Source organism: Neomicrococcus lactis, assembly GCF_014200305.1.
Classification (GTDB): domain Bacteria; phylum Actinomycetota; class Actinomycetes; order Actinomycetales; family Micrococcaceae; genus Neomicrococcus; species Neomicrococcus lactis.
In genome coordinates this window covers 1,532,395-1,553,722 of sequence record NZ_JACHBL010000001.1, presented here as the reverse complement: position 1 = coordinate 1,553,722, position 21,328 = coordinate 1,532,395, and the positions used below count along the sequence as shown (strand labels likewise).

The 21,328-nt window shown below is 59.6% G+C and carries 22 protein-coding genes and 1 tRNA gene; 15 read left to right on the top strand and 8 right to left on the bottom strand.

Features of this window, described 5'->3' with window-relative positions:
* The first annotated feature begins 4 nt into the window (after positions 1-4).
* The 12 genes from BKA12_RS07055 to BKA12_RS07000 all read left to right on the top strand — a co-directional run bounded on the left by BKA12_RS07055 (position 5) and on the right by BKA12_RS07000 (position 11,771).
* Positions 5-412, top strand: a complete 408-nt coding sequence (locus tag BKA12_RS07055) for a cytidine deaminase (protein ID WP_183641853.1) — start codon at positions 5-7, stop codon at positions 410-412.
* 73 nt (positions 413-485) lie between these two features.
* Positions 486-1,799, top strand: coding sequence for a thymidine phosphorylase (locus tag BKA12_RS07050; protein WP_183641850.1), 1,314 nt, complete (start codon positions 486-488; stop codon positions 1,797-1,799).
* Between the two features lie 35 nt (positions 1,800-1,834).
* Complete coding sequence (locus BKA12_RS07045) at positions 1,835-2,539, top strand: DedA family protein (protein WP_183641847.1); 705 nt, start codon at positions 1,835-1,837, stop codon at positions 2,537-2,539.
* A 67-nt stretch (positions 2,540-2,606) separates the two neighbouring features.
* Complete coding sequence (locus BKA12_RS07040) at positions 2,607-3,881, top strand: adenosine deaminase (protein WP_183641844.1); 1,275 nt, start codon at positions 2,607-2,609, stop codon at positions 3,879-3,881.
* Between the two features lie 15 nt (positions 3,882-3,896).
* Positions 3,897-4,553 carry a MazG nucleotide pyrophosphohydrolase domain-containing protein gene (locus BKA12_RS07035; protein ID WP_338087460.1) on the top strand — a complete coding sequence of 219 codons (657 nt, stop codon included), beginning with the start codon at positions 3,897-3,899 and terminating at the stop codon, positions 4,551-4,553.
* A 161-nt stretch (positions 4,554-4,714) separates the two neighbouring features.
* The gene (gene eno / locus BKA12_RS07030) at positions 4,715-5,995 is read left to right on the top strand and encodes a phosphopyruvate hydratase (RefSeq protein ID WP_183641839.1); all 1,281 of its coding nucleotides are present in this window, start codon (positions 4,715-4,717) and stop codon (positions 5,993-5,995) included.
* Positions 5,996-6,117: 122 nt separating this feature from the next.
* Entirely contained in the window at positions 6,118-6,987 is an 870-nt protein-coding gene (locus BKA12_RS07025) for an FtsB family cell division protein (RefSeq protein WP_183641836.1), read from the top strand.
* Between the two features lie 89 nt (positions 6,988-7,076).
* Positions 7,077-7,775, top strand: coding sequence for a DUF501 domain-containing protein (locus BKA12_RS07020; protein ID WP_183641833.1), 699 nt, complete (start codon positions 7,077-7,079; stop codon positions 7,773-7,775).
* A complete protein-coding gene (locus BKA12_RS07015; RefSeq protein WP_183641830.1) occupies positions 7,775-8,746 on the top strand; it encodes a Ppx/GppA phosphatase family protein in 972 nt (323 codons plus the stop codon). The genes BKA12_RS07020 and BKA12_RS07015 overlap by 1 nt, the downstream gene beginning before the upstream one ends.
* Positions 8,747-8,853: 107 nt before the next feature.
* Positions 8,854-10,107 (top strand): S8 family serine peptidase, encoded by a 1,254-nt coding sequence (locus BKA12_RS07010; protein WP_183641827.1) that lies wholly within the window; start codon positions 8,854-8,856, stop codon positions 10,105-10,107.
* Between the two features lie 69 nt (positions 10,108-10,176).
* On the top strand, positions 10,177-11,559 hold the full coding sequence (locus BKA12_RS07005) for an NAD(P)/FAD-dependent oxidoreductase (RefSeq protein ID WP_183641824.1): 1,383 nt from the start codon (positions 10,177-10,179) through the stop codon (positions 11,557-11,559).
* Positions 11,560-11,698: 139 nt separating this feature from the next.
* A tRNA-Leu gene (locus BKA12_RS07000) sits at positions 11,699-11,771 on the top strand.
* Between the two features lie 187 nt (positions 11,772-11,958).
* Here the strand turns inward: BKA12_RS07000 and BKA12_RS06995 are convergent.
* The 4 genes from BKA12_RS06995 to BKA12_RS06980 are packed head-to-tail and all read right to left on the bottom strand — an operon-like array spanning position 11,959 to position 15,084.
* On the bottom strand, positions 11,959-12,909 hold the full coding sequence (locus BKA12_RS06995) for an ABC transporter substrate-binding protein (RefSeq protein ID WP_221228063.1): 951 nt from the start codon (positions 12,907-12,909) through the stop codon (positions 11,959-11,961).
* 23 nt (positions 12,910-12,932) lie between these two features.
* Positions 12,933-13,607: an ABC transporter permease gene (locus BKA12_RS06990; RefSeq protein WP_183641821.1), complete on the bottom strand. Its 675-nt coding sequence runs from the start codon at positions 13,605-13,607 to the stop codon at positions 12,933-12,935.
* Positions 13,604-14,275 carry an ABC transporter permease gene (locus tag BKA12_RS06985; protein ID WP_183641819.1) on the bottom strand — a complete coding sequence of 224 codons (672 nt, stop codon included), beginning with the start codon at positions 14,273-14,275 and terminating at the stop codon, positions 13,604-13,606. Before BKA12_RS06985 ends, BKA12_RS06990 begins: the two co-directional genes overlap by 4 nt.
* Positions 14,272-15,084, bottom strand: a complete 813-nt coding sequence (locus tag BKA12_RS06980; protein ID WP_183641816.1) for an ATP-binding cassette domain-containing protein — start codon at positions 15,082-15,084, stop codon at positions 14,272-14,274. Before BKA12_RS06980 ends, BKA12_RS06985 begins: the two co-directional genes overlap by 4 nt.
* Before the next feature lie 136 nt (positions 15,085-15,220).
* On the opposite strand from BKA12_RS06980, the gene BKA12_RS12405 reads away from it, so the two are divergent.
* Together BKA12_RS12405 and BKA12_RS06975 are read left to right on the top strand one after the other, a co-directional pair.
* Entirely contained in the window at positions 15,221-15,493 is a 273-nt protein-coding gene (locus BKA12_RS12405) for an alcohol dehydrogenase catalytic domain-containing protein (protein WP_246361619.1), read from the top strand.
* Positions 15,438-16,091: a zinc-binding dehydrogenase gene (locus BKA12_RS06975; protein WP_246361618.1), complete on the top strand. Its 654-nt coding sequence runs from the start codon at positions 15,438-15,440 to the stop codon at positions 16,089-16,091. The genes BKA12_RS12405 and BKA12_RS06975 overlap by 56 nt, the downstream gene beginning before the upstream one ends.
* 17 nt (positions 16,092-16,108) lie before the next feature.
* On the opposite strand, the gene BKA12_RS06970 is transcribed toward BKA12_RS06975, so the two are convergent.
* Genes BKA12_RS06970 through BKA12_RS06960 form a run of 3 tightly spaced genes read right to left on the bottom strand, consistent with a single transcriptional unit; the run spans position 16,109 to position 18,635 of the window.
* Positions 16,109-17,278, bottom strand: a complete 1,170-nt coding sequence (locus tag BKA12_RS06970) for an acetyl-CoA C-acyltransferase (RefSeq protein WP_183641813.1) — start codon at positions 17,276-17,278, stop codon at positions 16,109-16,111.
* Positions 17,275-17,928 (bottom strand): CoA transferase subunit B, encoded by a 654-nt coding sequence (locus BKA12_RS06965; RefSeq protein WP_338087531.1) that lies wholly within the window; start codon positions 17,926-17,928, stop codon positions 17,275-17,277. The genes BKA12_RS06970 and BKA12_RS06965 overlap by 4 nt, the downstream gene beginning before the upstream one ends.
* Before the next feature lie 2 nt (positions 17,929-17,930).
* Positions 17,931-18,635, bottom strand: coding sequence for a CoA transferase subunit A (locus BKA12_RS06960; protein ID WP_183641807.1), 705 nt, complete (start codon positions 18,633-18,635; stop codon positions 17,931-17,933).
* 151 nt (positions 18,636-18,786) lie between these two features.
* Between BKA12_RS06960 and BKA12_RS06955 the strand changes: the two genes are divergently transcribed.
* On the top strand, positions 18,787-19,569 hold the full coding sequence (locus tag BKA12_RS06955) for an IclR family transcriptional regulator (RefSeq protein ID WP_183641805.1): 783 nt from the start codon (positions 18,787-18,789) through the stop codon (positions 19,567-19,569).
* Positions 19,570-19,814: 245 nt separating this feature from the next.
* Here BKA12_RS06955 and BKA12_RS06950 read toward each other — a convergent pair whose 3' ends face one another.
* Entirely contained in the window at positions 19,815-21,197 is a 1,383-nt protein-coding gene (locus BKA12_RS06950) for an amino acid permease (protein WP_183644737.1), read from the bottom strand.
* Positions 21,198-21,328 lie beyond the last annotated feature (131 nt).

Sequence of the window (21,328 nt, the reverse complement as noted above, 5' to 3'; positions counted from 1 at the left end):
TTTGATGACGACGACGCAGCTTGCGGACGCTGATTGGCAGCGCCTTAAAGAGGCGGCTAGTGCCGCAATGACCCAAGCTTATGCCCCGTACTCGGGGTATTCCGTGGGCGCTGCGGCGCTGACAAGCGATGGTCGTGTGGTGTCTGGCTGCAACATCGAGAACGCCGCGTACGGCGTGGTGTTGTGTGCTGAATGCACCATGGTGGGGGAGTTGCACATGGGCGGCGGTGGAAAGCTTCGCGCTTTCTATTGCGTCAATGGCGACGAGGACATCATCATGCCGTGTGGCCGCTGCCGCCAGCTGCTGTTTGAGCACTCTGCAGACGACTTTGAAATCATGACCCCGCATGGAGTGCGGGACATGGATTACTTGTTGCCGGACGCTTTTGGTCCGCGCAACCTCGGCAAGTAAACAATTTGAGCATGAAGACTTGTGCAGGGGCACTAGCACTAGATGTTGCGGCCCCAATTTTTGAGGAGACCTTGTGAGCACCGCTGAAAACTTTGACGCCGTAGACATCATTCGCGTCAAGCGAGACAAAGGGATCTTGTCTCCCGAGCAGATCGACTGGACCATCGACGCGTACACGCGTGGCATCATTGCCGACGAGCAGATGTCTGCGCTGAATATGGCGATCTTGCTTAATGGCATGAACCGCGAAGAGATCAGCCGCTGGACCGCCGCGATGATTGCTTCGGGTGAGCGCATGGACTTCTCGTCGCTGCGCACGCCTGCAGGTGGCGTGAAGGCGACCGCAGACAAGCACTCCACCGGCGGCGTGGGGGATAAGATCACGCTTCCGTTGGCTCCACTCGTCGCCGTCTTCGGCGTGGCTGTTCCTCAGCTTTCCGGTCGCGGTCTTGGCCACACTGGCGGCACCCTGGACAAGCTCGAGTCCATCCCGGGATGGCGTGCAGCGCTGTCCAATGAGGAAATGCTGGCTCAGCTTCAGGAGGTGGGAGCGGTCGTCTGCGCTGCAGGAACCGGCTTGGCTCCTGCCGACAAAAAGCTCTACGCGTTGCGCGACGTCACGGGGACAGTAGAAGCTATCCCGCTCATCGCGTCTTCCATCATGAGCAAGAAGATTGCCGAAGGCACGGGCGCGCTGGTGCTCGACGTCAAGGTGGGCTCCGGAGCGTTCATGAAGAATCTCGAGGACGCTCGCGAGCTCGCCCGCACCATGGTGGACCTCGGCACGGACGCTGGCGTCAACACAGTCGCCCTTGTCACGGACATGGACACCCCGCTTGGTCTCACGGCAGGCAACGCCATTGAGGTTGAAGAATCCGTTGAGGTTCTTGCCGGTGGCGGTCCAGCCGACGTCGTTGAGCTGACGGTCAAGCTTGCCGAAGAAATGCTTGCAGCAGCTGGTGTCACGGACGCTAATCCTGCCGCAGCACTCAAGGACGGCCGGGCAATGGATGTCTGGAACCGCATGATCGAGGCTCAGGGTGGCGACCCACGCGCAGTGCTGCCAGTGGCCAAGGAGTCCGAAGTGATCGTGGCGCAGCAGGATGGCGTCGTGACGAAGATGGACGCCATGAGCGTTGGTGTAGCCGCGTGGCGCCTGGGCGCTGGTCGTGCACGGAAGGAAGACATTGTTCAGGCCGGTGCTGGTGTTCGCATGCACGCCAAGCCAGGCGACACGGTCAAGAAGGGCGAGCCGATCTACACCTTGCTGACGGACACCCCAGAGAAGTTTGCTCGCGCGCAGGAAGCGCTGGAGGGCAGCTTCGCGATCGAGGCATCAGGAAATTATCAGCCAACCGCACTAATCTTGGACAGAATTTCTCGCTAGTTTCGAGCTAGCTCATCTCAGGATTGTAGGGGCTTATGGAAGCCGTCAATGAAGCCATCATCATGGCATCATCCGTTTGGTGGGTGTTGCCTGCACTTTTTGTGTTTTGCTTCATTGACGGCTTCTTTCCCGTTGTACCCAGCGAATCCCTGATCGTTGCGTTGGCCTCGGTGGCCGTGACGTCGGGAACGCCGAACATTGTGGTGTTGGTGCTCGTGGGAGCTGCCGGAGCTTTTTGCGGCGACCAAGTGGCGTACCGCATGGGCCGCGCGGTGGGTACCGAACGCTGGAAGTGGATGCGCACTCCTCGCGCCCAAAAAGCGTTTCACTTCGCACACCATGAGCTCATGCGTCGTGGGGCGCTATTGCTCTTCACCGCGCGCTATATTCCGGTGGGCCGCGTAGCGGTGAACTTTACGGCGGGAGCAACGCACTTTCCGCTGAAGCGTTTTTCCCTCTTGGACGCTTTTGGATGCCTGACCTGGGCTACATATTCGAGTGCCGTGGGGGCAGTTGCCGGTCATTGGATGCACCAGAACAAGTTGCTAGGGATCGTCATTTCCATCTTGGTGGCCATCATTTTGGGCTATCTTCTGGACCGGGTGATGAACTTCATTTTGACCCGTTTGGGCCGGAATATTGAGAAGGATGTGTCCGGCGTCGAGGTGCTCCGGCATGAAAAACCTGCGGAAGCTGATGGGGACGGAACCTCCGGTCCTCGACCTCGGCTGGAAACGTAGTCAGAAAACGCTGACACTTCTTCGCTGGTTGGTATCAAGTCGGCCGAGAACGCACTAGGCTGAAACCGTGACTGATGAAACGATTCTCACGGCCTATTCCCCCGATTTCGACTTCCGCGACCTCCCCAAAGTTTCCCTCCACGATCACTTGGATGGTGGACTGCGCCCGCAGACCATCATTGATCTGGCGAAGGAAATTGGACACGAGCTCCCGGCAAACACTGCAGAAGAACTCGAAGAGTGGTTCCTGGAGTCTGCAGATTCCGGTTCGCTTGAGCGCTACCTAGAAACTTTTGACCACACCATTGCTGTCATGCAGACCAAAGAAGGACTAGTCCGCGTTGCTCGCGAATTCGTTGAAGACCTCGCTGAAGATGGTGTGATCTACGGCGAAGTGCGTTGGGCTCCAGAGCAGCACACCAAGAACGGCTTGACGATGGCAGACGCTATCGAGGCTGTTCAGCAGGGTATCGACGAAGGCGTAGATTCCGTTCTCGACGCCGGCGCACGTATTCAGGTGGGTCAGATCATCACCGCTATGCGTCACGCTGACAACGGTGTTGAGGTTGCCAAGTTGGCTCTTCAGTACCGCGATGCCGGCGTTTGCGGCTTCGACATTGCTGGCGCCGAAGATGGCTTCTTGCCATCCCGTCACAAAGAAGCTTTTGACCTGTTGGCCGAGAACTTCTTCCCCACCACGGTTCACGCCGGTGAGGCTGCAGGACTGGAATCCATCAAGGAAGCTCTCCTCGTGGGCCGCGCTTTGCGCTTGGGCCACGGCGTGCGCATCGCTGAGGACATCACGGTGGAGTTCGGCGGCACGGACGACGACGGCGAAGTGGCTGACGAGAACACCGGCCTGGTGACTCTGGGAACGCTTTCCGAGTGGGTCCGCGATCGCGGCATTGCCCTGGAAATCTGCCCTTCCTCCAACCTTCAGACTGGTGCTGTAGCCCAGTTCGGTGACGGTATCGAGACGCATCCGATTGATCTCTTGTACCAAACGGGCTTCAACGTGACGATCTCCCCGGACAACCGTCTGATGAGCGGCACTACGATCTCTGACGAGTTCGAGCTCTTGGTGGAGGCATTCGACTACGACCTCGACGATCTCCTTGAACTCACCCTCAACGCCGCTGAAGCTGCGTTCCTACCACTTGAAGAGCGCGAAGCGCTCGTCGAGTACATCAACGAAGCTTACGAAGAGCTCGAGGATGACGAGGAATGGGACGAAGATGACGAAGAAGATGAAGACTGGGATGACGACGAAGACGAAGATGACGACTTCGACGACGACTTCGATGACGAAGACGACGACGAAGATGACAAGGAATCTAAGTAGTCATTGAGTCATAAGGTGGATCGTCTTCTGACGATTATCGGCGAGTTGCGCGAGCACTGCGTGTGGACGAAAGCCCTCACGCACGCGCAACTCGTCGAGTACCTCATTGAAGAGTCCTACGAACTTGTAGAGACCATTGAGGAAGAACAAGGCGACACCGAGCTGAAGGGCGAACTCGGAGATTTGCTGTGGCAGATCGTGTTGCATTCGGCCATCGCTGCAGAACGTGGATCTTTCACGTTTGACGATGTTGCCGGCGCCCTCGCGGACAAAATGATCCGCCGGAACGTTCATATTTACCGGCCAGACGGCACCCTCCAAGATTCCTTCCCGAAGACCGACGAAGAAGTCATTGAGAAGTGGGACGCCGCCAAACGCGCTGAAATGCCGGAGCGCAAACACCCCTTCGCAGGTTTGCCGGAGTCTCTACCAGCCCTCATGTATGCCGAAAAGGCGATTGACCGGGCTGCCCGCTGGGAGGCGGGCACTGGCGAGAAAGTACCTTTCCCTGCTCCCTCCGTTGAAAGGTCTCCACGTGAGTCAGCCGTCGAGTGGACAGAAGAATCTTTCGGCGCACACATGTTGACTCTGGTCCGTAAGGCCCATGAGGCCGGAATCGATTCAGAGCGAGCACTGCGCCGCGCAGTGAAAAACTGGAAAAACAGTATTTAGCGCTGCTCTGGCAAGTCCAGACGAAAGTTAGGTGACAGGAAAATTACTGAAATAGAGTCTCTTGGTTTATCGCTGGAAGTTTCGCCGCGCTAGTCTGATAAACGGCACTCAACAGGCATCACTGGCCGCTGGCCTGATTGCCGCTACAAAGGAGTTAATTCATGGCTTACATCGACGCCATCCATGCTCGTGAAATTCTTGATTCCCGCGGAAACCCCACCGTTGAAGTTGAGGTTCTCCTCTCTGACGGCTCCATGGGTCGCGCTGCGGTTCCTTCCGGCGCATCCACCGGCGAATTTGAAGCTGTAGAAAAGCGCGACGGCGACGCCGCCCGCTATTTGGGCAAGGGCGTTCAGCAGGCTGTTGACGCTGTCATCGACGAAATCGGCCCAGCACTCGAAGGCGTCGACGCCACCGAGCAGCGCCTCATAGACCAGATCATGATCGACCTGGACGGCACCGCCAACAAGTCAAAGCTCGGCGCCAACGCCATCTTGGGCGTTTCCCTCGCCGTTGCTAACGCAGCTGCTGAGTCCGCAGGACTCCCGCTCTACAAGTACTTGGGCGGACCAAACGCTTACTTGCTTCCAGTGCCACTCATGAACATCCTCAACGGTGGCTCCCACGCTGACTCTGACGTTGACATCCAGGAGTTCATGATCGCTCCTGTGGGTGCTGCAACGTTCTCCGAGGCGTTGCGCTGGGGCGTTGAGGTCTACCACTCCTTGAAGTCAGTGCTCAAGGAAAAGGGCCTCTCCACCGGTCTTGGCGACGAGGGCGGCTTCGCTCCAAACCTGCCAAGCAACCGTGCAGCTCTCGAGCTCATCACAGAAGCCATCGAGAAGGCCGGCTACAAGCCAGGCGAGCAGATTGCTTTGGCTCTTGACGTGGCTTCGTCCGAGTTCTTCGAGAACGGTTCCTACACGTTCGAAGGCCAGCAGAAGTCCGCTCAGGACATGAGCGACTACTACGCACAGCTCGTTGCTGACTTCCCACTCGTCTCCATCGAGGATCCGCTCGACGAGAACGACTGGGACGGCTGGAAGGTCCTTACAGACGCTATCGGCGATAAGGTTCAGCTCGTGGGCGACGACCTCTTCGTGACCAACCCTGAGCGTCTTCAGGAGGGCATCGACAAGGGCACCGCTAACTCCTTGCTGGTGAAGGTCAACCAGATCGGTTCCCTCACCGAGACCCTGGATGCTGTACAGCTTGCTCAGCGCAGCATGTACACCACCATCACCTCTCACCGTTCCGGTGAAACCGAGGACACCACCATCGCCGACATCTGCGTGGCTACCAACGCCGGCCAGATCAAGACGGGTGCACCTGCTCGCTCGGAGCGCGTGGCTAAGTACAACCAGCTCCTTCGTATTGAAGAAGAGCTGGGAGACGCCGCTGTATACGCTGGAAAGAGCGTTTTCCCGCGTTTCAAAGGCTAGGTTTATAGCCTTTCGCTAGTAACCTCTGAGGGGAGCTACCTACGGGTGGTTCCCCTCAACTTTTGGTGATCCACGGATGATCCGCCAACACCCAGTCCCGCACTCGCTCGGAAGGAGTCTTTATGGCCAGCCGCAAGCCCAATAAGCCGCGTACCCATTTGGGCTCCACTCACGCCGGGCAGCAAGAACATCAGGCCACGCGCCCAAGCGGCGCAGAGCCTGAGCTGACCACAGACGCGATCCCCGTTGTTTCGGCTAAAGCAACGAAAACACCTCCTTCCAAACCGAATAAGTCTCGCTCTGTTCCAGAAAGTGACGCCGAAACAAGTGAGATTCCTCGCGTTGCAGGAAATCAGCACACAGGCAACGCTTCGCGGACTGTGGGAGGTGCGGCGTCGTCGTCGTCCTCTAAGAAAACTGAAGCCAAGGGGCCCGCAAGCGCTCAGCGCAAAACCAATGTGGCAAAGAAGCCGGTCTCGAAAGAACACCGCCGGGCGCACACGCGTGCTCAGCTTTCTGGCGCGCTGAAGGCCCCCAAAATTTCCGATCATTCCAAGGAAATCCGGGATGTAAAGGCCGCCAAGAAGCAGGAAGTCTCGGGCCACCCGGTACCGGCGAGAACGTTTTCCGGCAAGCTCATTGTGTGGGCCGTGGTGGGTCTAGCGCTGCTTGCATTCTTGTTCCCGACCGTTGGCACCTTCATCAAACAACGTGCCGAAATTCAGGCGTTGCGCGAGTCCATTGCTGAAAAAACTGTTGAACAAGAGCAACTCAAGCAAGAGGTCGCGCGCTGGAGTGATCCGGAATACATCAAGCAACAAGCGCGAGACCGGATAAACTTGGTAATGCCCGGCGAACGGAAGTACATGGTCATTGGGGCAACGGGGGAAGACGCTAACGTCCCGGAAAACCAATCACCCAATGAAGTTCGCACAGATTTGCCGTGGGCTGACGCCTTGTGGGACACCGTTAAGCGTGCCGCTACAGACTAAGTAGTCAGCCTCGCTCACGGCGTATTGACTGATTCCTTCGCCAGGCAAAGCCAGCAAGCGTGTTCGCTTGCCTGTATTGAAGGAGTTGCGTGGTTACGGAATCCAACGTCTCAAAGACGCCTAGCCAACAAGATCTTGACACGATTGCGCGCCAATTAGGCCGCCCTGCTCGAGACATTGTGGAGGTGGGCGCACGCTGCGTGTGCGGCAACCCGCTGGTGGCCACGACGGCCCCGCGGTTGTCCTCCGGTATTCCATTCCCCACCACGTTCTACCTGACACACCCCACGCTCACGAGCGCTGTCTCGCGCCTAGAAGCCGGTGGCCTCATGAACGAGATGAACGAGCGCCTCACTGCAGACGCCGAGCTGGCGCAGCAATACCGTGCCGCTCACGAGCACTACCTAGCTGAACGCAACCGCATCGGTGAACTCAGCGGCGTTGGCGAAGTTCCCGAAATCAACGGGATCAGCGCGGGCGGCATGCCTGAGCGTGTGAAGTGCTTGCACGTTTTGGTGGGTCACTCGCTGTCCGCCGGTCCTGGCGTGAACCCTTTGGGTGACGAAGCCATCGACGGCATCGCCGAGTGGTGGACGCGCGAAGTCTGCACGTGCGAAGGCGCGTGGGATCACGAGGCGCCTCTGCCGAACAAGGATTTGAGTCGCCACGTGAAGACACAAGAGCTCGCAGACGCGGAAGAGAAGAAGCGCTTGCGCCGTTTGAAGGCGGAAGAGTCCCTCACGGCATCCGAAGAAAGCACCGAGGAGAGCAACGGGGGAGAGCAGTAATGCGCGTTGCAGCAATCGATTGCGGCACGAACTCCATCCGTCTTCTCATCGCCGATGTCATTTCCATGGGCTCTCCGCTGGGATCCACTACTTACTTGAATGACGTAGTGCGCGAAATGCGCATTGTCCGCTTGGGCGAAGGTGTGGATGAGAACAAGGCGTTCTCGCAAGAGGCTTTGCGCCGCACCTTTGAAGCAGCGGACGAGTACGCGGACATTATTCGCCGCCACGGCGCGGAAGGCATTCGCTTTGTGGCCACGTCAGCTACTCGCGATGCCTCCAACAAGGACCTGCTGACCGCAGGAATTCACTCGCGCTTGGGCGTGCCGCCGGAGGTCATTTCCGGTGAAGACGAGGCTGCGCTGAGCTTCGCGGGAGCGCTAAGCTCCGTGGACGTTGCTGAGAATGACAAGGTGCTCGTGATTGACCTTGGCGGCGGCTCTACTGAGTTCGTGATTGGTTCGCGAAACGGCGTTGACAAGGCCATTTCCGTGAACATGGGCTGCGTGCGATTCACCGAGCGCTACTTGCGCACGGATCCGCCACGCGTCGCTGACATCACCGCTGCTCGCGCCGAAATTCGCGCGATCTTGAAGTCCGTGGAAGAGGTCATCCCGTTCCACGAAGTCACCAAGATCATTGGTGTGGCGGGCTCCGTCACCACCATCACGGCGCACAGTCTGGGCCTTGAGACCTATGAATCCGCGCGCATCGACGGCGCCGAGCTGACCATGGATCAGTACGCCGCGGCTACCCAGTCGCTGCTCACCATGACCCGCGATCGCCGCGCTGAGCTGGGCTTTATGCATCCGGGCCGTGTGGACGTCATTGGTGCTGGCGCGCTGATCTGGCAAGAAATTTTGATGCGTGTGCGCGAGGCCTCCAACGGCCGCGTCGACACGGCGTCTGCAAGCGAACACGATATCCTCGACGGAATCGCTCTTTCACTTGCAGCCCGTGTGACTTTATGACTCTAAATTTTTCTTCAGCAGGACATTCGCCAGTACGACGACGCAGCTTGCGTTCCCGAGCGACCGCTTTTCTGGGTGCCGGGTTGGCTACCGCCATAGTTGGTGGCATGGTATTTGCGCCAATGGCCAGCGCGGACGAAATCCGTGAGGGCGAATTCTGGCTCAAGGAAAATGGCATCGAGCAAGCGTGGAAGGTCACGCGCGGAGCTGGAATGACGGTCGCCGTCATTGACTCCGGCGTTGATACCACCCATCAGGACCTCAAAGGCGCAGTGGTGGGCGGCCATGATTCTTCCCTCGTGGGAGCTAAAGACGGCTCCAAGCCCTTGGGCTCTTTGCCAGAGCACGGGACGCTCGTGGCCACCATGTTGGCGGGACGCGGCAATAACCTCGAAGAAATCGGCAGGATCCGCGCCGAGCAGGACAACAACGGCAACGCCTCCGATGTCCCGCTTCCTGAAGAAGGTCCAGGAGACGCTGGCCTGATTGGCGTGGCTCCTGAAGCCAAGTTGCTCTCGGTGTCCTTGATGATGGGCGAAGAGCCCGCTGGAATGCGGGACGTGGACTCACAAGTCGCTGACGCGGTGAAGTGGAGCGTTGATCACGGAGCGAAAGTCATCAACATTTCCTTGGGCTCCACGCGACAGGACTGGCCGGAATCTTGGGACGAGGCGTTCCTTTATGCCGAACAAAAAGATGTGCTGGTAGTGGCTGCCGCCGGTAACCGTTCTGGTGGAATGCTCCAGGTGGGCGCTCCAGCAACCATTCCGGGCGTGCTCGTGGTGGCCGGTGTAGACCGCAAAAACAAGGCCAGTTGGGACTCTTCAACTCAAGGCATTTCCATTGGTGTTGCTGCTCCTGCGGTTGATCTGGTGGGTGGCATTCCAGGCGGTGGTTATGCGGAGTGGTCCGGCACGTCAGGTGCCGCACCGATCGTGGCGGGTGTCGCGGCGCTCGTGCGTGCCAAATATCCAGAACTTTCTGCGGCTCAAGTGCGTCACCGCATTGAAGCCACGGCAAAAGACTTGGGTCCCAAGGGCTTCGATAACCAATACGGTTTCGGCCTCATAGATGCCAATGCGGCGCTCACCGCGAATCTTCCGGCTTGGGAGCCCGACCCGGCCGACACGCTCGCGGAGTGGATTCGCGTGCACCGCCGGGCAGCTGCTCCTACGCAGAGCGCAGCGGCGCCGTCGGCCACGGAAACCGATCTCCCCTCGACGCACGCAGCACCTAAACCGGTGGCCCCGAGCACGGGAACCAACCTTCCTGCGCTCTTGGTGATGGGAGCGGGACTGCTCATCCTCGGGACCGGGGCGGCCGCCGTCGTACTTTTTGTGCAACGCCGCAAGAATTCCTAACCGCAGCGCTCCGAACTGAGACTTCGTGAACGTTTTCACAAAGTTTGCATTCGTGGGTAGTATGGGAATATGCCTACTTCTGTTGAGCTTTCAGAGCGCCCTCGTATTCTCGTTGTTGGCGGCGGTTACGTCGGCCTGTATGTTGCCCTTGGTCTCCAAAAGAAGGTCAAGGTTCACGGCGGCATTGTGACCCTCGTTGACCCGAACCCTTACATGACCTACCAGCCATTCCTTCCTGAGGTTGCAGGCGGCCAGATTGAGGCTCGCCACGCGGTGGTTTCTCACCGTCGTCACCTCAAGGACACCGAACTCATCAACGGCAAGGTCATTAATGTTGACCACGCTCGCCGCGTTGCTACGGTGCAGCCTGAGTCGGGCGAATCTTTCGAGATTCCTTACCGCGACGTTGTGATGGCAGCTGGCGCTGTAACCCGCACGTTCCCAATTCCAGGTCTTGCTGAAGCCGGTATTGGCCTCAAGACCATCGAAGAAGCTGTGGCGATTCGCGACTCCGTTCTGGACCGCGTTGAAGCTGGCTCCCTCATGACTGACCCAGCAGCGCGCGCTCGCGCTTTGACCTTCGTGGTTGTTGGTGGCGGCTTTGCCGGCATCGAAGCCATCGCAGAGCTCGAAGACATGGTTCGCGAAGCCGTCAAGCAGAATTCCCGCGTCAAGCAGAGCGAGATCCGCTTTGTGCTCGTCGAAGCCATGGGACGCATCATGCCTGAGGTCACCGAAGAGCAGGCCCAGTGGGTTGTTGAGCACTTGCGTTCCCGCGGCATCGAGGTGCTCTTGAACACCTCCCTCGCGGACGCAACGGACGGCAAGCTCAAGCTCATCAACATGCCGGATAAGACTCCAGCGGACGAATTTGAGACGGACACCCTCGTGTGGACCGCTGGCGTTCAGGCCAACCCCATGGTCCGCAACTCCGACTTCCCAATCGAAGAGCGTGGCCGTATCCGCGCCGGCGCTGACTTGCGCATTACGGGTGACGAAGGACCAATCGAAGGCGCATGGGCCGCTGGCGACAACGCCGCTGTTCCCGACCTCACCGGCAATGGTGTAGGTGGCATGTGCGTTCCTAACGCTCAGCACGCTATTCGCCAGGCCAAACGCCTCGTCAAGAACCTCTACGCAACCCGCTACGGCGTTGGCACCGTTGAGGACTACAAGCATGAGTCCCTCGGTGCTGTTGCAGGCTTCGGTTCTTGGAAGGGTGTTGCAAACATCAAGGGTCTCCCTGTTGTAGGCACTATCGGACTCAAGGGCCCCCTCGCATGGTTGGCACACCGCGGCTACCACGGTATGGCAATGCCAACCGTCGAGCGCAAGCTCCGCGTGGCCGGCGGCTGGTTGGGTTCATTGTTCTTGCAGCGTGACATCGCACAGCTCGAGAACATGGAAGACCCACGTGCCGCTTTCGTTGAAGCAGCTTCGCCAAAGAAGTAATTATCTGGCGCACAGACCCTGAGTCTGTGACCGGATGAGCAAAGGGTGGTGTCCATGAATTCTGACTTGGAATTCGGGACACCACGCTTTGTGCTTTAAGCTGGTAACCGCGCTCGACTTATGTTCAGCTCAGCGCACCGCCCCCATAGCCCAATGGCAGAGGCAATCGACTTAAAATCGATTCAGTCTGGGTTCGAGTCCCAGTGGGGGCACTTTTTATGCCCAAAAACAGTGCCAAGCATCATTCGGCACCAGCTGATTAATCTGACCGCTTTGTCCACCTATGTGAGAACACTTTGCTACAAGGTTTCCGGTAAAAGTTGTAGCAAAGTGTTCTCACACGTGGCTGAAGCATATCGCTGAAACACATCGGCGAACACGGGAGAGCACGTGAGAGCGCTAGATCTTCTTTTCAGCTAGCCAATCCTTGGCGATGGTCGCCGCAGGCAACTCTTCCTTCACGCTGCGCGTGTTCAGAGCAATGAGGTCCTCCGGCGTCATGGCCTTGCTGATCTTGTTGATGACCGCGGCGGCTGCCTCGTCCACGTTCTTGCTGGCCAGCGGCACCACATGCGAAGCCAAGAAAAGCCCCTTGGTATCCGTGAGGGAGACGAGGTCGTTTTCCGTGATGGATGGATCCGCGGTGTAGATGATGGCGAGCTGGATGTCATCATCCTTGAGCGCCTTGACCGTCAAAGGTCCGCCACCGTCTTCAATGGGCGTGAATGCTACGTCAATGCCGTACGTGCTCTTGAGTCCCTTAGGGCCGTTCGGACGGCTTTCACCTTCGGAGTTGCCGCCCAGCGTGAGCTTGGTGGTGACCTTCGCGAGGTCCTCGATGGTGGAGATCTTCCACTTGTCTGCAAACGCCTTGGTGACTACGTAGGAGTCCTGATCGGTTGCTTCGGACTGATCGAGTACGCGCAATCCGGACGGCACAGCCTTGGACAGCGCCGCGTAGACGTCCTCGCTCAGGCGCGCCTTGGTGTCAGCCTGCCAGAACTGCAAAAGCGGTCCCGAGTATTCGGGGAACAGGTCAATCTTGCCGGCTTCGATTTCCGGCAAGTACGCCTCGCGCTGACCGATGCGCAGCTGACGATCCACGGTGTATCCCGCGGTCTCGAGCGCCTGCGAGTAGATCTCAGCAATGATCTCGTTGGAGTAGTAGTCCTGAGATCCCACCACAATCTTCTTGCCCGCTGCGGCGCTACCACTCGCAGCGGAAGCTGACGTGCTGGAACCGTTGGAAAGCGGGTCAGAGTTTCCGCATGCGGCGAGGCCAAACATGCCCGCGAGAGCCACGCCTCCCAGGCCAGCAGTAAGCGTTCTACGAGAAATAGAGTTAGACATGATGAGTCCTTTCAATGACGAGTTCATGCGGCAAGTTGGTGAGGGGCAGCGTGAGCGGCTGCCCGGCGTTGGACGGCGGAAAGAATGAGTTCAAGAACAATCGCAAGCGCCACTACCAGCACAGATCCGGCGAGCATCTGCGGATAATCGCGCGACTTCAGTCCCGCGAACAAATAGCGTCCCAGACCGGTATCTGACGTGTACGCGGCAAGAGTCGCAGTCGCCACCACTTGAAGCGTCGCAGCGCGTAGCCCTCCAATCAAGACGGGCATGGCGAGCGGCAGCTCCACTTTGAAAATTACTTGAGCCGGGCTCATGCCAATAGCGCGAGCAGCGGCCACCGTGTTGACGTCCACAGATTGCACACCCGCGTATGCGCCCGCCAAGAGCGACGGGATCGCGAGGATGATCAGCGCGAGCACGGGCGCCTGCAATCCAATGCCCAGAGCCAGTCCAAACAACGTGAGCAGACCGAGCGTCGGGATGGCGCGCGCAGCTCCTGTGAGAGCACCCACGAACCCGGCCCCGCGCCGCGTGTGCCCAATCAGAACACCGGCGGGCAACGCAATGAGGGCGGCAATCGCCACGGATACAAACGTGACCAGCACATGCTGCAGCAGCCGCGTGGGCACACCGCTGGATCCGGTCCAGTGGGCCGGGTCGCTGAGCCAGGTGACGGTTTCGGCTAAAAGATTCATGACGACGCCGCCGCTACAGTTTGTTTGCCAGCCTTGCGGGAGCGGGTCCACGGCGTGAACGCCCGGCCAACTACTAGCAAGATGGCGTCGAGCAGTATGGCGAGCAACGCCGTCGTAATAACTCCTGTCGCCACCTCGGCAGTGATGCCACGCTGGAAACCGTCCGTCAGCAGCGTGCCGAGGCTCTGGACGCCGATAAGCGCGCCGATGGTCACGAGGCCGATCGTGGACACCGTGACCACGCGAATGCCGGACAGCATTACGGGGAATGCCAGGGGCAGTTCCACGGTCCAGAAGACCCTGCGGGGCGAGTAGCCGATCGCGAGCGCGGCGGCCTTGGCGCTCGGGTCCACAGCCGCGAAAGCATCCGCAACCGTGCGGACCAACAGAGCCACGCCGTAGAGACTTAACGCGACGATCATGGTGGCCGCGGAACGCAGGGGAGTGCCGAGCAGCGCGGGAATGATGATGAGCAACGGCAGCGCCGGAATCGCATAGAGCAAGCTCGCGGCGACCAGCACCGGACCGCCCAACCGAGGCCGGCGGTATGCCAAGCGGCCAATTGGGACGGCCACCAAAACGCTAATGAGCACGGCGGGAATCGTGAGCAAGAGGTGTTCGCGAGACAGCTCCACCACTTGCTCCCAGTTCAGGCTCAGCCAGTTCATGGGCGGAAAACTCCCACGGGCTTGCCGTTGCCATCCACCGCGATGTCCTGACCGGCCACATGCTTGATGCTCAGAGTGCGCTGTGCTTGATTGGCGCCGATGAAGTTCTTCACGAAGTCATCTGCAGGCTGAGCCAGAATCTCTTCAGGAGTGCCTTGCTGGGCAATGCGGCCGTGCTCACGCAGGACCACCACTTGATCGCCCAAGAGGAAGGCTTCGTCAATGTCGTGAGTAACGAAAAGGATGGTCTTGCCAAGGTCCGCTTGCAAGCGCAGCAGTTCCTCTTGGAGTTCGCGGCGCACAATCGGGTCAACGGCGCCAAAAGGCTCATCCATGAGCAAGATGTTGGGGTCCGCGGCCAGGGCACGCGCAACGCCAACGCGCTGTTGCTGACCGCCGGAGAGCTCGGCGGGATAGCGCTTGGCAAGGGTTGAAGACAGGCCCACACGTTCCAGCAAACCGAGAGCATCAGTCCGGGCCTGAGAGCGCGGCGTGCCGTTCAGCATGGGAACGGTGGCGATGTTGTCTAAGACCGTCCGGTGGGGGAGCAAGCCGCCGTTTTGCAGCACGTAGCCGATAGAACGGCGCAGCAGCACCGGATCAACATCGCGGACGTCTTGATCATCAATGAGGACGCGGCCGCCGGTGGGATCCACCATTCGGTTCACCATGCGTAACAGGGTGGTTTTGCCGGAGCCAGAAGAACCTACCAACACCACCGTCTGATGGGATGGAACCTCGAGCGAGAACCCTTGCACGGCCGGAGCCGATCCAGGGTAAGACTTTGACACGTCTTCGAAGTGAATCACTCGCGGACTCCTCCCGTCCTCGGCCACGGTATCGCCCGGCCGGTACGCTGTATGCCTCCTGATACTACTTTCTTGAACAGAAGCATGGCGAATCCCATTCCACCGATTCGAAAATCCTATAACCGAAGAGGCTAACGTGAATCAAAAGATGCGCGCCGTCGTACTGGATACGCCCGGCCCCGTGACGAATCTACGACTCCAAGAAATTCCCCTCCCCGAACCGCAACCGGGCTGGGTCCGTATCCAGGTGAAGGCTTTCGGGCTGAACCGGTCCGAGCTGCATACGCGGCTGGGATTCGCGGGCGACGCCGTCACGTTCCCGCGCGTGCTCGGCATCGAGGCCACGGGCGTAGTTGACCTCGATCCATCCGGAACGTTTGAACTGGGCCACGCTTGGTGCTGTTCCTGAGATGCTTCAGACGGCGTACGGTTCCCTCACAGTGGGCCTAGATATGCAGCCGGGCCAGTGGATCCTGATCCGCGGCGGCACGTCCTCCGTGGGCATGGCCGCCTCGATCCTCGCCAAGCGCCACGGCCTCACGGTCGTGTCCACCACGCGCAATCCCGCGGAGGCGGACGCGCTGCGGGACATTGGGGTTGATTTTGTGATTGAGGACGACGCCGAAGTCGCGCCTCGTGTGCGCGAGCACTTTCCCAGCGGGGTGGATTGCGCGCTAGAGCTCGCGGGCACGCCGACGTTGCAGGACACCTTGAAGTCCGTGCGAGTGCACGGGGTGGCGTGCTTTACCGGGATGCTGTCCAACGAGTGGACGGTGAAGGATTTCTACCCGATTGATTACTTGCCGCGCGGCGTGCGCTTGACCGCGTATTCGGGTGAAGCGAGCGATCTGCCCGCTGACGTACTGCAAGGCTTCTTGGACGACGTCGCCGCTGGCAAAGCTCAAGTTCCCGTGGACTCCGTCTATGACTTTGCGGGCATCCAAGAGGCGCATAGACGCATGGAAGGGGGGCTGGCCCGAGGAAAAATGGTGGGCCAACCCCGCTAATCCAGTGCGGTGTTTCGTTAGAGCGCTCGCAGAATGACGGAGCTGCCCTGACCGCCGCCACCGCAAATGCCGGTGGCGCCAACAGAGCCTGCGCCCTGTTCGGCGAGCTGGCGAGCCAGCGTTCCGATGATGCGGGCGCCGGATGCGCCGATCGGGTGGCCCAGGGCGATGGCGCCGCCCTTAGGGTTCACGATGTTTCCGTCGATGCCAAGCTTTTCCGTGGAACGCAGGCCCACGGCAGCGAAGGCTTCGTTGATCTCCACAACCTTCAGGTCTGCTGGCGTCAGCCCCGTTCCTTCCAACGCGGCAAGGATGGCGTTGGCTGGCTGATCATGCAGGCGAACGTCCGGACCGGCCACGAGAGCGTGGGAAACGATCTCGGCGATTGGCGTGAGGCCCAAGCGTTCAGCGGCCTGCGGGCTTACCAAGACCAGGGCGGCTGCTCCGTCAGTGATCTGGGAAGCGTTGCCTGCAGTGATGGTTCCGTCTTTCGCGAAAGCCGGGCGCAACTTGGCCAAGGTCTCGACGGTGGTGTCCGCGCGGACGCCGTCGTCCTCAGAAATCACAGTGTCCCCGCGACGGGAGCTAATGGTGAACGGCGCGATCTCGCCCGCGTGGAAATCCTTGGACGCGGCGGCCAGCTGGTGTGAGCGTGCGGAGAATTCGTCCTGGGCAGCTCGTTCGATGCCCAGATCCGAGTTGCCGTCCTCGGTGGAGGAACCCATGGAGCGGGACTCGAAGGCGTCCGTGAGGCCGTCGTATTCGAGGGTATCCAGCATTTCGATGGCGCCGTACTTGGTGCCAGCGCGGGCGCGCTGTACGTGAGGCGCGAGGGACATGGATTCCTGGCCGATCGCCACGACGACGTCTACCTCGCCAGCGTCGATCATGCGGGCGCCTGCCACCACGGCCTCGGTGCCGGAGAGGCACACAGCGTTGAGCGTCATGGCTGGGACGTTAAAGCTGATGCCTGCGCCCACCGAGGACTGGCGTGCCGGGTTCTGGCCGGCGCCGCCCTGGAGCACCTGGCCGGCGAAGACGCGCTGGACTTCTTCAGCTGGGACGCCTGCGCGCTCGAGTGCTGCCTTGGCGGCGTGAGCGCCGAGTTCTGTTCCCTTGACGTCAGCGAAGACGCCGTTGAAGCGGGCGAACGGGGTGCGGGCGTAGCCTGCGATAAGGGTGGTCATTTTGCTACTTCTTCCTGAAGTTCAACGGTGAACGGGGCGCCAGTGACCTCGGTGAGGGACTCGACGGTTTCGCCGGGTGCCATGGCGCGCAATACGAGGGCGGAATTTACGACGTCGAAGACGGCACGGTCCGTGATGATGCGATCCACCACGCCCACACCGGTCAACGGGAGGTTGCACTTCTCGACGATCTTAGGCGAGCCATCCTTAGCAACGTGCTCAGTGATGACGATGACGCGCGGGGTGCCAGCGACCAAGTCCATCGCGCCGCCCATGCCCTTGACGAGCTTTCCGGGGATGGTCCAGTTGGCGAGGTCGCCGTTAGCTGCAACCTGCAAGGCGCCAAGGATTGCCGTGGCCACGTGGCCGCCACGGATCATGCCAAAGGAGGTGGCGGAGTCAAAGAAGCTGCCACCGGGCAAGACCGTGACGGTCTGCTTTCCAGCGTTGATGAGGTCAGCGTCCTCTTCGCCTTCGTACGGGAACGGTCCCATGCCCAACAAGCCATTCTCAGACTGCAGGGTGACCTTGACGCCTTCGGGAAGGTTGTTCGCCACCAAGGTGGGGATGCCGATCCCGAGGTTGACGTACTGACCGTCCTCGAGTTCGCTTGCGGCTATGGCCGCCATTTCATCGCGTGTCCACATGATGGCTATGCCTCCTCGCGGACGCGCACGGTCCGCTGTTCAATATCTTTGACGCCGTCAGTTTCAACGACGTGCTGGACGAAGATGCCTGGGGTGTCGATGCATGATGGATCGAGGTATTCATCGTGAATGATTTCCGCCTCGGCGAAAGTGATGCGTCCTGCCGTGGCAACCAGCGGGTTGAAGTTCCGTGAAGTCATGCGGTAGCGCAGGTTGCCCTCGGGGTCCGCTTCATACGCGCGCACCAAGGAGATGTCGGCGACGATGCCGCGCTCCAAGATGGCATCGCGGCCATCAAAGTTCATCATTGGCTTGCCCTCGGCCACCGGAGTGCCCACGCCCGTCGGCGTGTAGAAAGCGGGGATGCCGGCGCCGCCTGCGCGAAGTCGCTCTGCAAGAGTGCCCTGAGGAACGAACTCCACTTCGAGTTCGTTGTTGAGGAACTGCTGGGCGAAGAGCTTGTTCTCGCCGACGTAGGAGGCCAGCACCTTGGATACCTGGTTGTTCTCCAGCAGGATGCCGAGGCCCTTGCCGTCCACGCCCATGTTGTTCGAAACGATGGTGAGGTCCTTTGCACCGGAATCGCGCAGGGCGGCGATCAAGCGGTTGGGGATACCGCTCAGACCGAAGCCGCCCACGGCGATGATCATGCCGTCACGCACTTGTGAGGCCAGCGCCTCCTCGGCGTCGGCCACTACTTTGGTTGCCATGATTCTCCTTGAGTAGTCCACGATGTGGATTTCATCACGTACTGACAAAGACGCTACAGATTTGGCGCGTTTCCGGTCAAGAGATTTGCTTGAATCGGCCCTAACCGTTCGAGTGGTGGCTATGAGGCGCAAAGGTGTCCATAATGTGAACATGAATTCTTCGTTTCCCGGCGCACAAGTGGTGGGCCGCATGGCCGCGGTGTTGCGAGCCGTGAGCACCGCGATGCCGCGAGGCGTCTCCACGGCCGATGTTGCACGGGCTACCGGGCTTGCGCGTCCCACCGTGCACCGGCTCCTCGCTGCGCTGACTGCCGAAGGATTCTGCGATCACGAGAACACGTCTGGCCTCTGGATGCTGGGCCCTGAAATGTACTTGATGGGGACCGTTGCCGCCGAACGCTACGACATCACGGACATCGCCCGACCTCACGTGGCTGCGCTCGCAGAAGCCACGGGCGAGAGTGCGTTCTTGTCAGTTCGCCGCGGCGACGAAACGGTCTGCTTGGTGCGGCAAGACGGAGCCTTCCCCATCCGCTCGTTCGTGCTCTATGAGGGCAAGCGTTTCCCTCTGGGTGTTGCTTCGGCCGGGCTGGCGATCCTGTCTTTCCTGTCCGAAAGCGCGATCGAGCGCTATCTCGAGAGCAGGGATCTCACGGCGAACCATGGCGAAGACCACGCCACCGAACCATTGCGCCGCCGCATCGCCGAGACCCGCGAGCGCGGTTGGTCCGAGAACCCCGGGCTGATTGTCAAAGGCAGTTGGGGGATGGGCGCGGCCGTCTTCGACGCCGCGGGCCAGCCTGCTTGGGCGTTGAGCCTCACCGGCGTTGAGTCACGGTTCTCACCCGAGCGGCGCCCCGAGTTGGGGCGCATGCTGATGCACCACGCGCATGAGCTCTCCAAGAGCCTGCGCGGCGAGCGTTCGGCGTTCTAGCTAGCGGTTGGAAACAAGCCTCATTCAGCAAGATTGACGTCAAATGAGGCCAACTTATTCGGGTTGAGATGGTCGCTATTGACGTCAGAATTCGTGGTACGACGCCGCAGCTCACCTCAAGTGCGCAGGTGACGGATGCGACCTGATTACCAGTGTTAAAAGCGTTAGCCCCGAAGCAGACCTACTGGTTCGGGGCTAACTACTTGTTGCTATGGACTCAACACGAAGATCGAGCCAGATACTGATTAGTGCTCGGCGATGTTTTCTCCGGCGCGCTCGCCGGCCAACATCTCAGGAGTCTGGTGAGGCTTGCGCTTAGCCAAGTTCTTGCGAACCAAAGGCCAGAACAGCACCAAGACGACGGTAGCGATGAGGCTCGTCCACACCTGGGTGCGGCCGGACTCGGAGCTCAGCATGACGACCAAGACGAAAGCAATCGCAGCAAAGAGAACGATATTCAACCAAGGGTGCAACCACACCTTGAGCTTGAGGTTTGCGACCTCTTCCTTGGTCATCTTTTGGCGAATGCGCATCTGGGTCAACGCAATGAATACGTAGACGAAGAGCGCAACAAGGCCGGCCGAGTTCATGATGAAGTCGAAGACGCCAGACTCTGGAGCTGCGAAGTTCACGATAGTTGCAATAACAGCACCGATCGTGGACGCAAGCAACGCGAAGATTGGCACACCATTCTTGGAACGCTTGGAGATGATCTTCGGGGCGAAGCCCTGATCTGCAAGAGCTGCGAACATACGCGAAGCCGAGTACAGGCCAGAGTTCAATACGGAGATCACAGCAGTGAAGATGACCAACTGCATGATCACTGCAGCACCAGGCAAACCAAGCAAGGAGAACACCAAGGTGAACGGAGCATTGGTCACGTCCGTTGGCTTAGGCAGTTCGTCCCAAGGGATCACCATGTTGATCACCAAGATGGCGCCCACGAAGAAGAGCAGAATACGCCAGATGATCGTGGTGGAAGCCTGGCGGATACCCTTTGCTGGGTTCTCAGACTCAGCGGCTGCCATAACGGCGATTTCCGTACCGAAGTAGGAGAAGATCACCAAAGCAACGCCTGTGAACGCCGCGGTGTAGCCATTCGGTGCAAAGCCACCGTGGCTCCAGAGGTTGGAGACTGAAATAGTCGAGTTGGGCCACAGTCCCAAAGCGAAAAGTGTACCTGCAACCAAGAACACCACAATGGCGATGACCTTGATGCTGGCGAGCCAGAATTCCACTTCACCGAAGGTACGCACGGAGACTGCGTTGGTGCCGATGAAGATGAGGATGAGGATGAGCGACCAAGCCCATGCTGGCAAGAAGGTGAACCAGGCGTGCATGGTTTCGCCGCCAAGAACAGCTTCGTAGGCAAGAACGCCTACCCAGAAGTACCAGTAGAGCCAGCCCACGAGGTATGCGGCCCAGTTGCCGAGGCCCACGCGTGCGTATTCCATGAAGGAACCAATGGCGGGGCGAGCTGCAGCCATTTCGCCAAGCATGCGCATGGCGAGGAAAACAAGAAGTCCACCAATGAGGTAGGACAAGATTGCTGCGGGTCCAACTGCACGGATGACGTTGCCGGAGCCTACAAAGAGGCTGGCGCCGATGATGCCACCGAGGGTAATCATGGTGACGTGTCGGGGCTTAAGTTTCTTGTGCCCGGCTGCTGGAACTACTACACCAGCTGTGGTTTCGGGTGACACCGGCCGGTTGTAGGCGGACTCTCGTGAAGAATCTGAAGGGATCACGAAGTGCACGT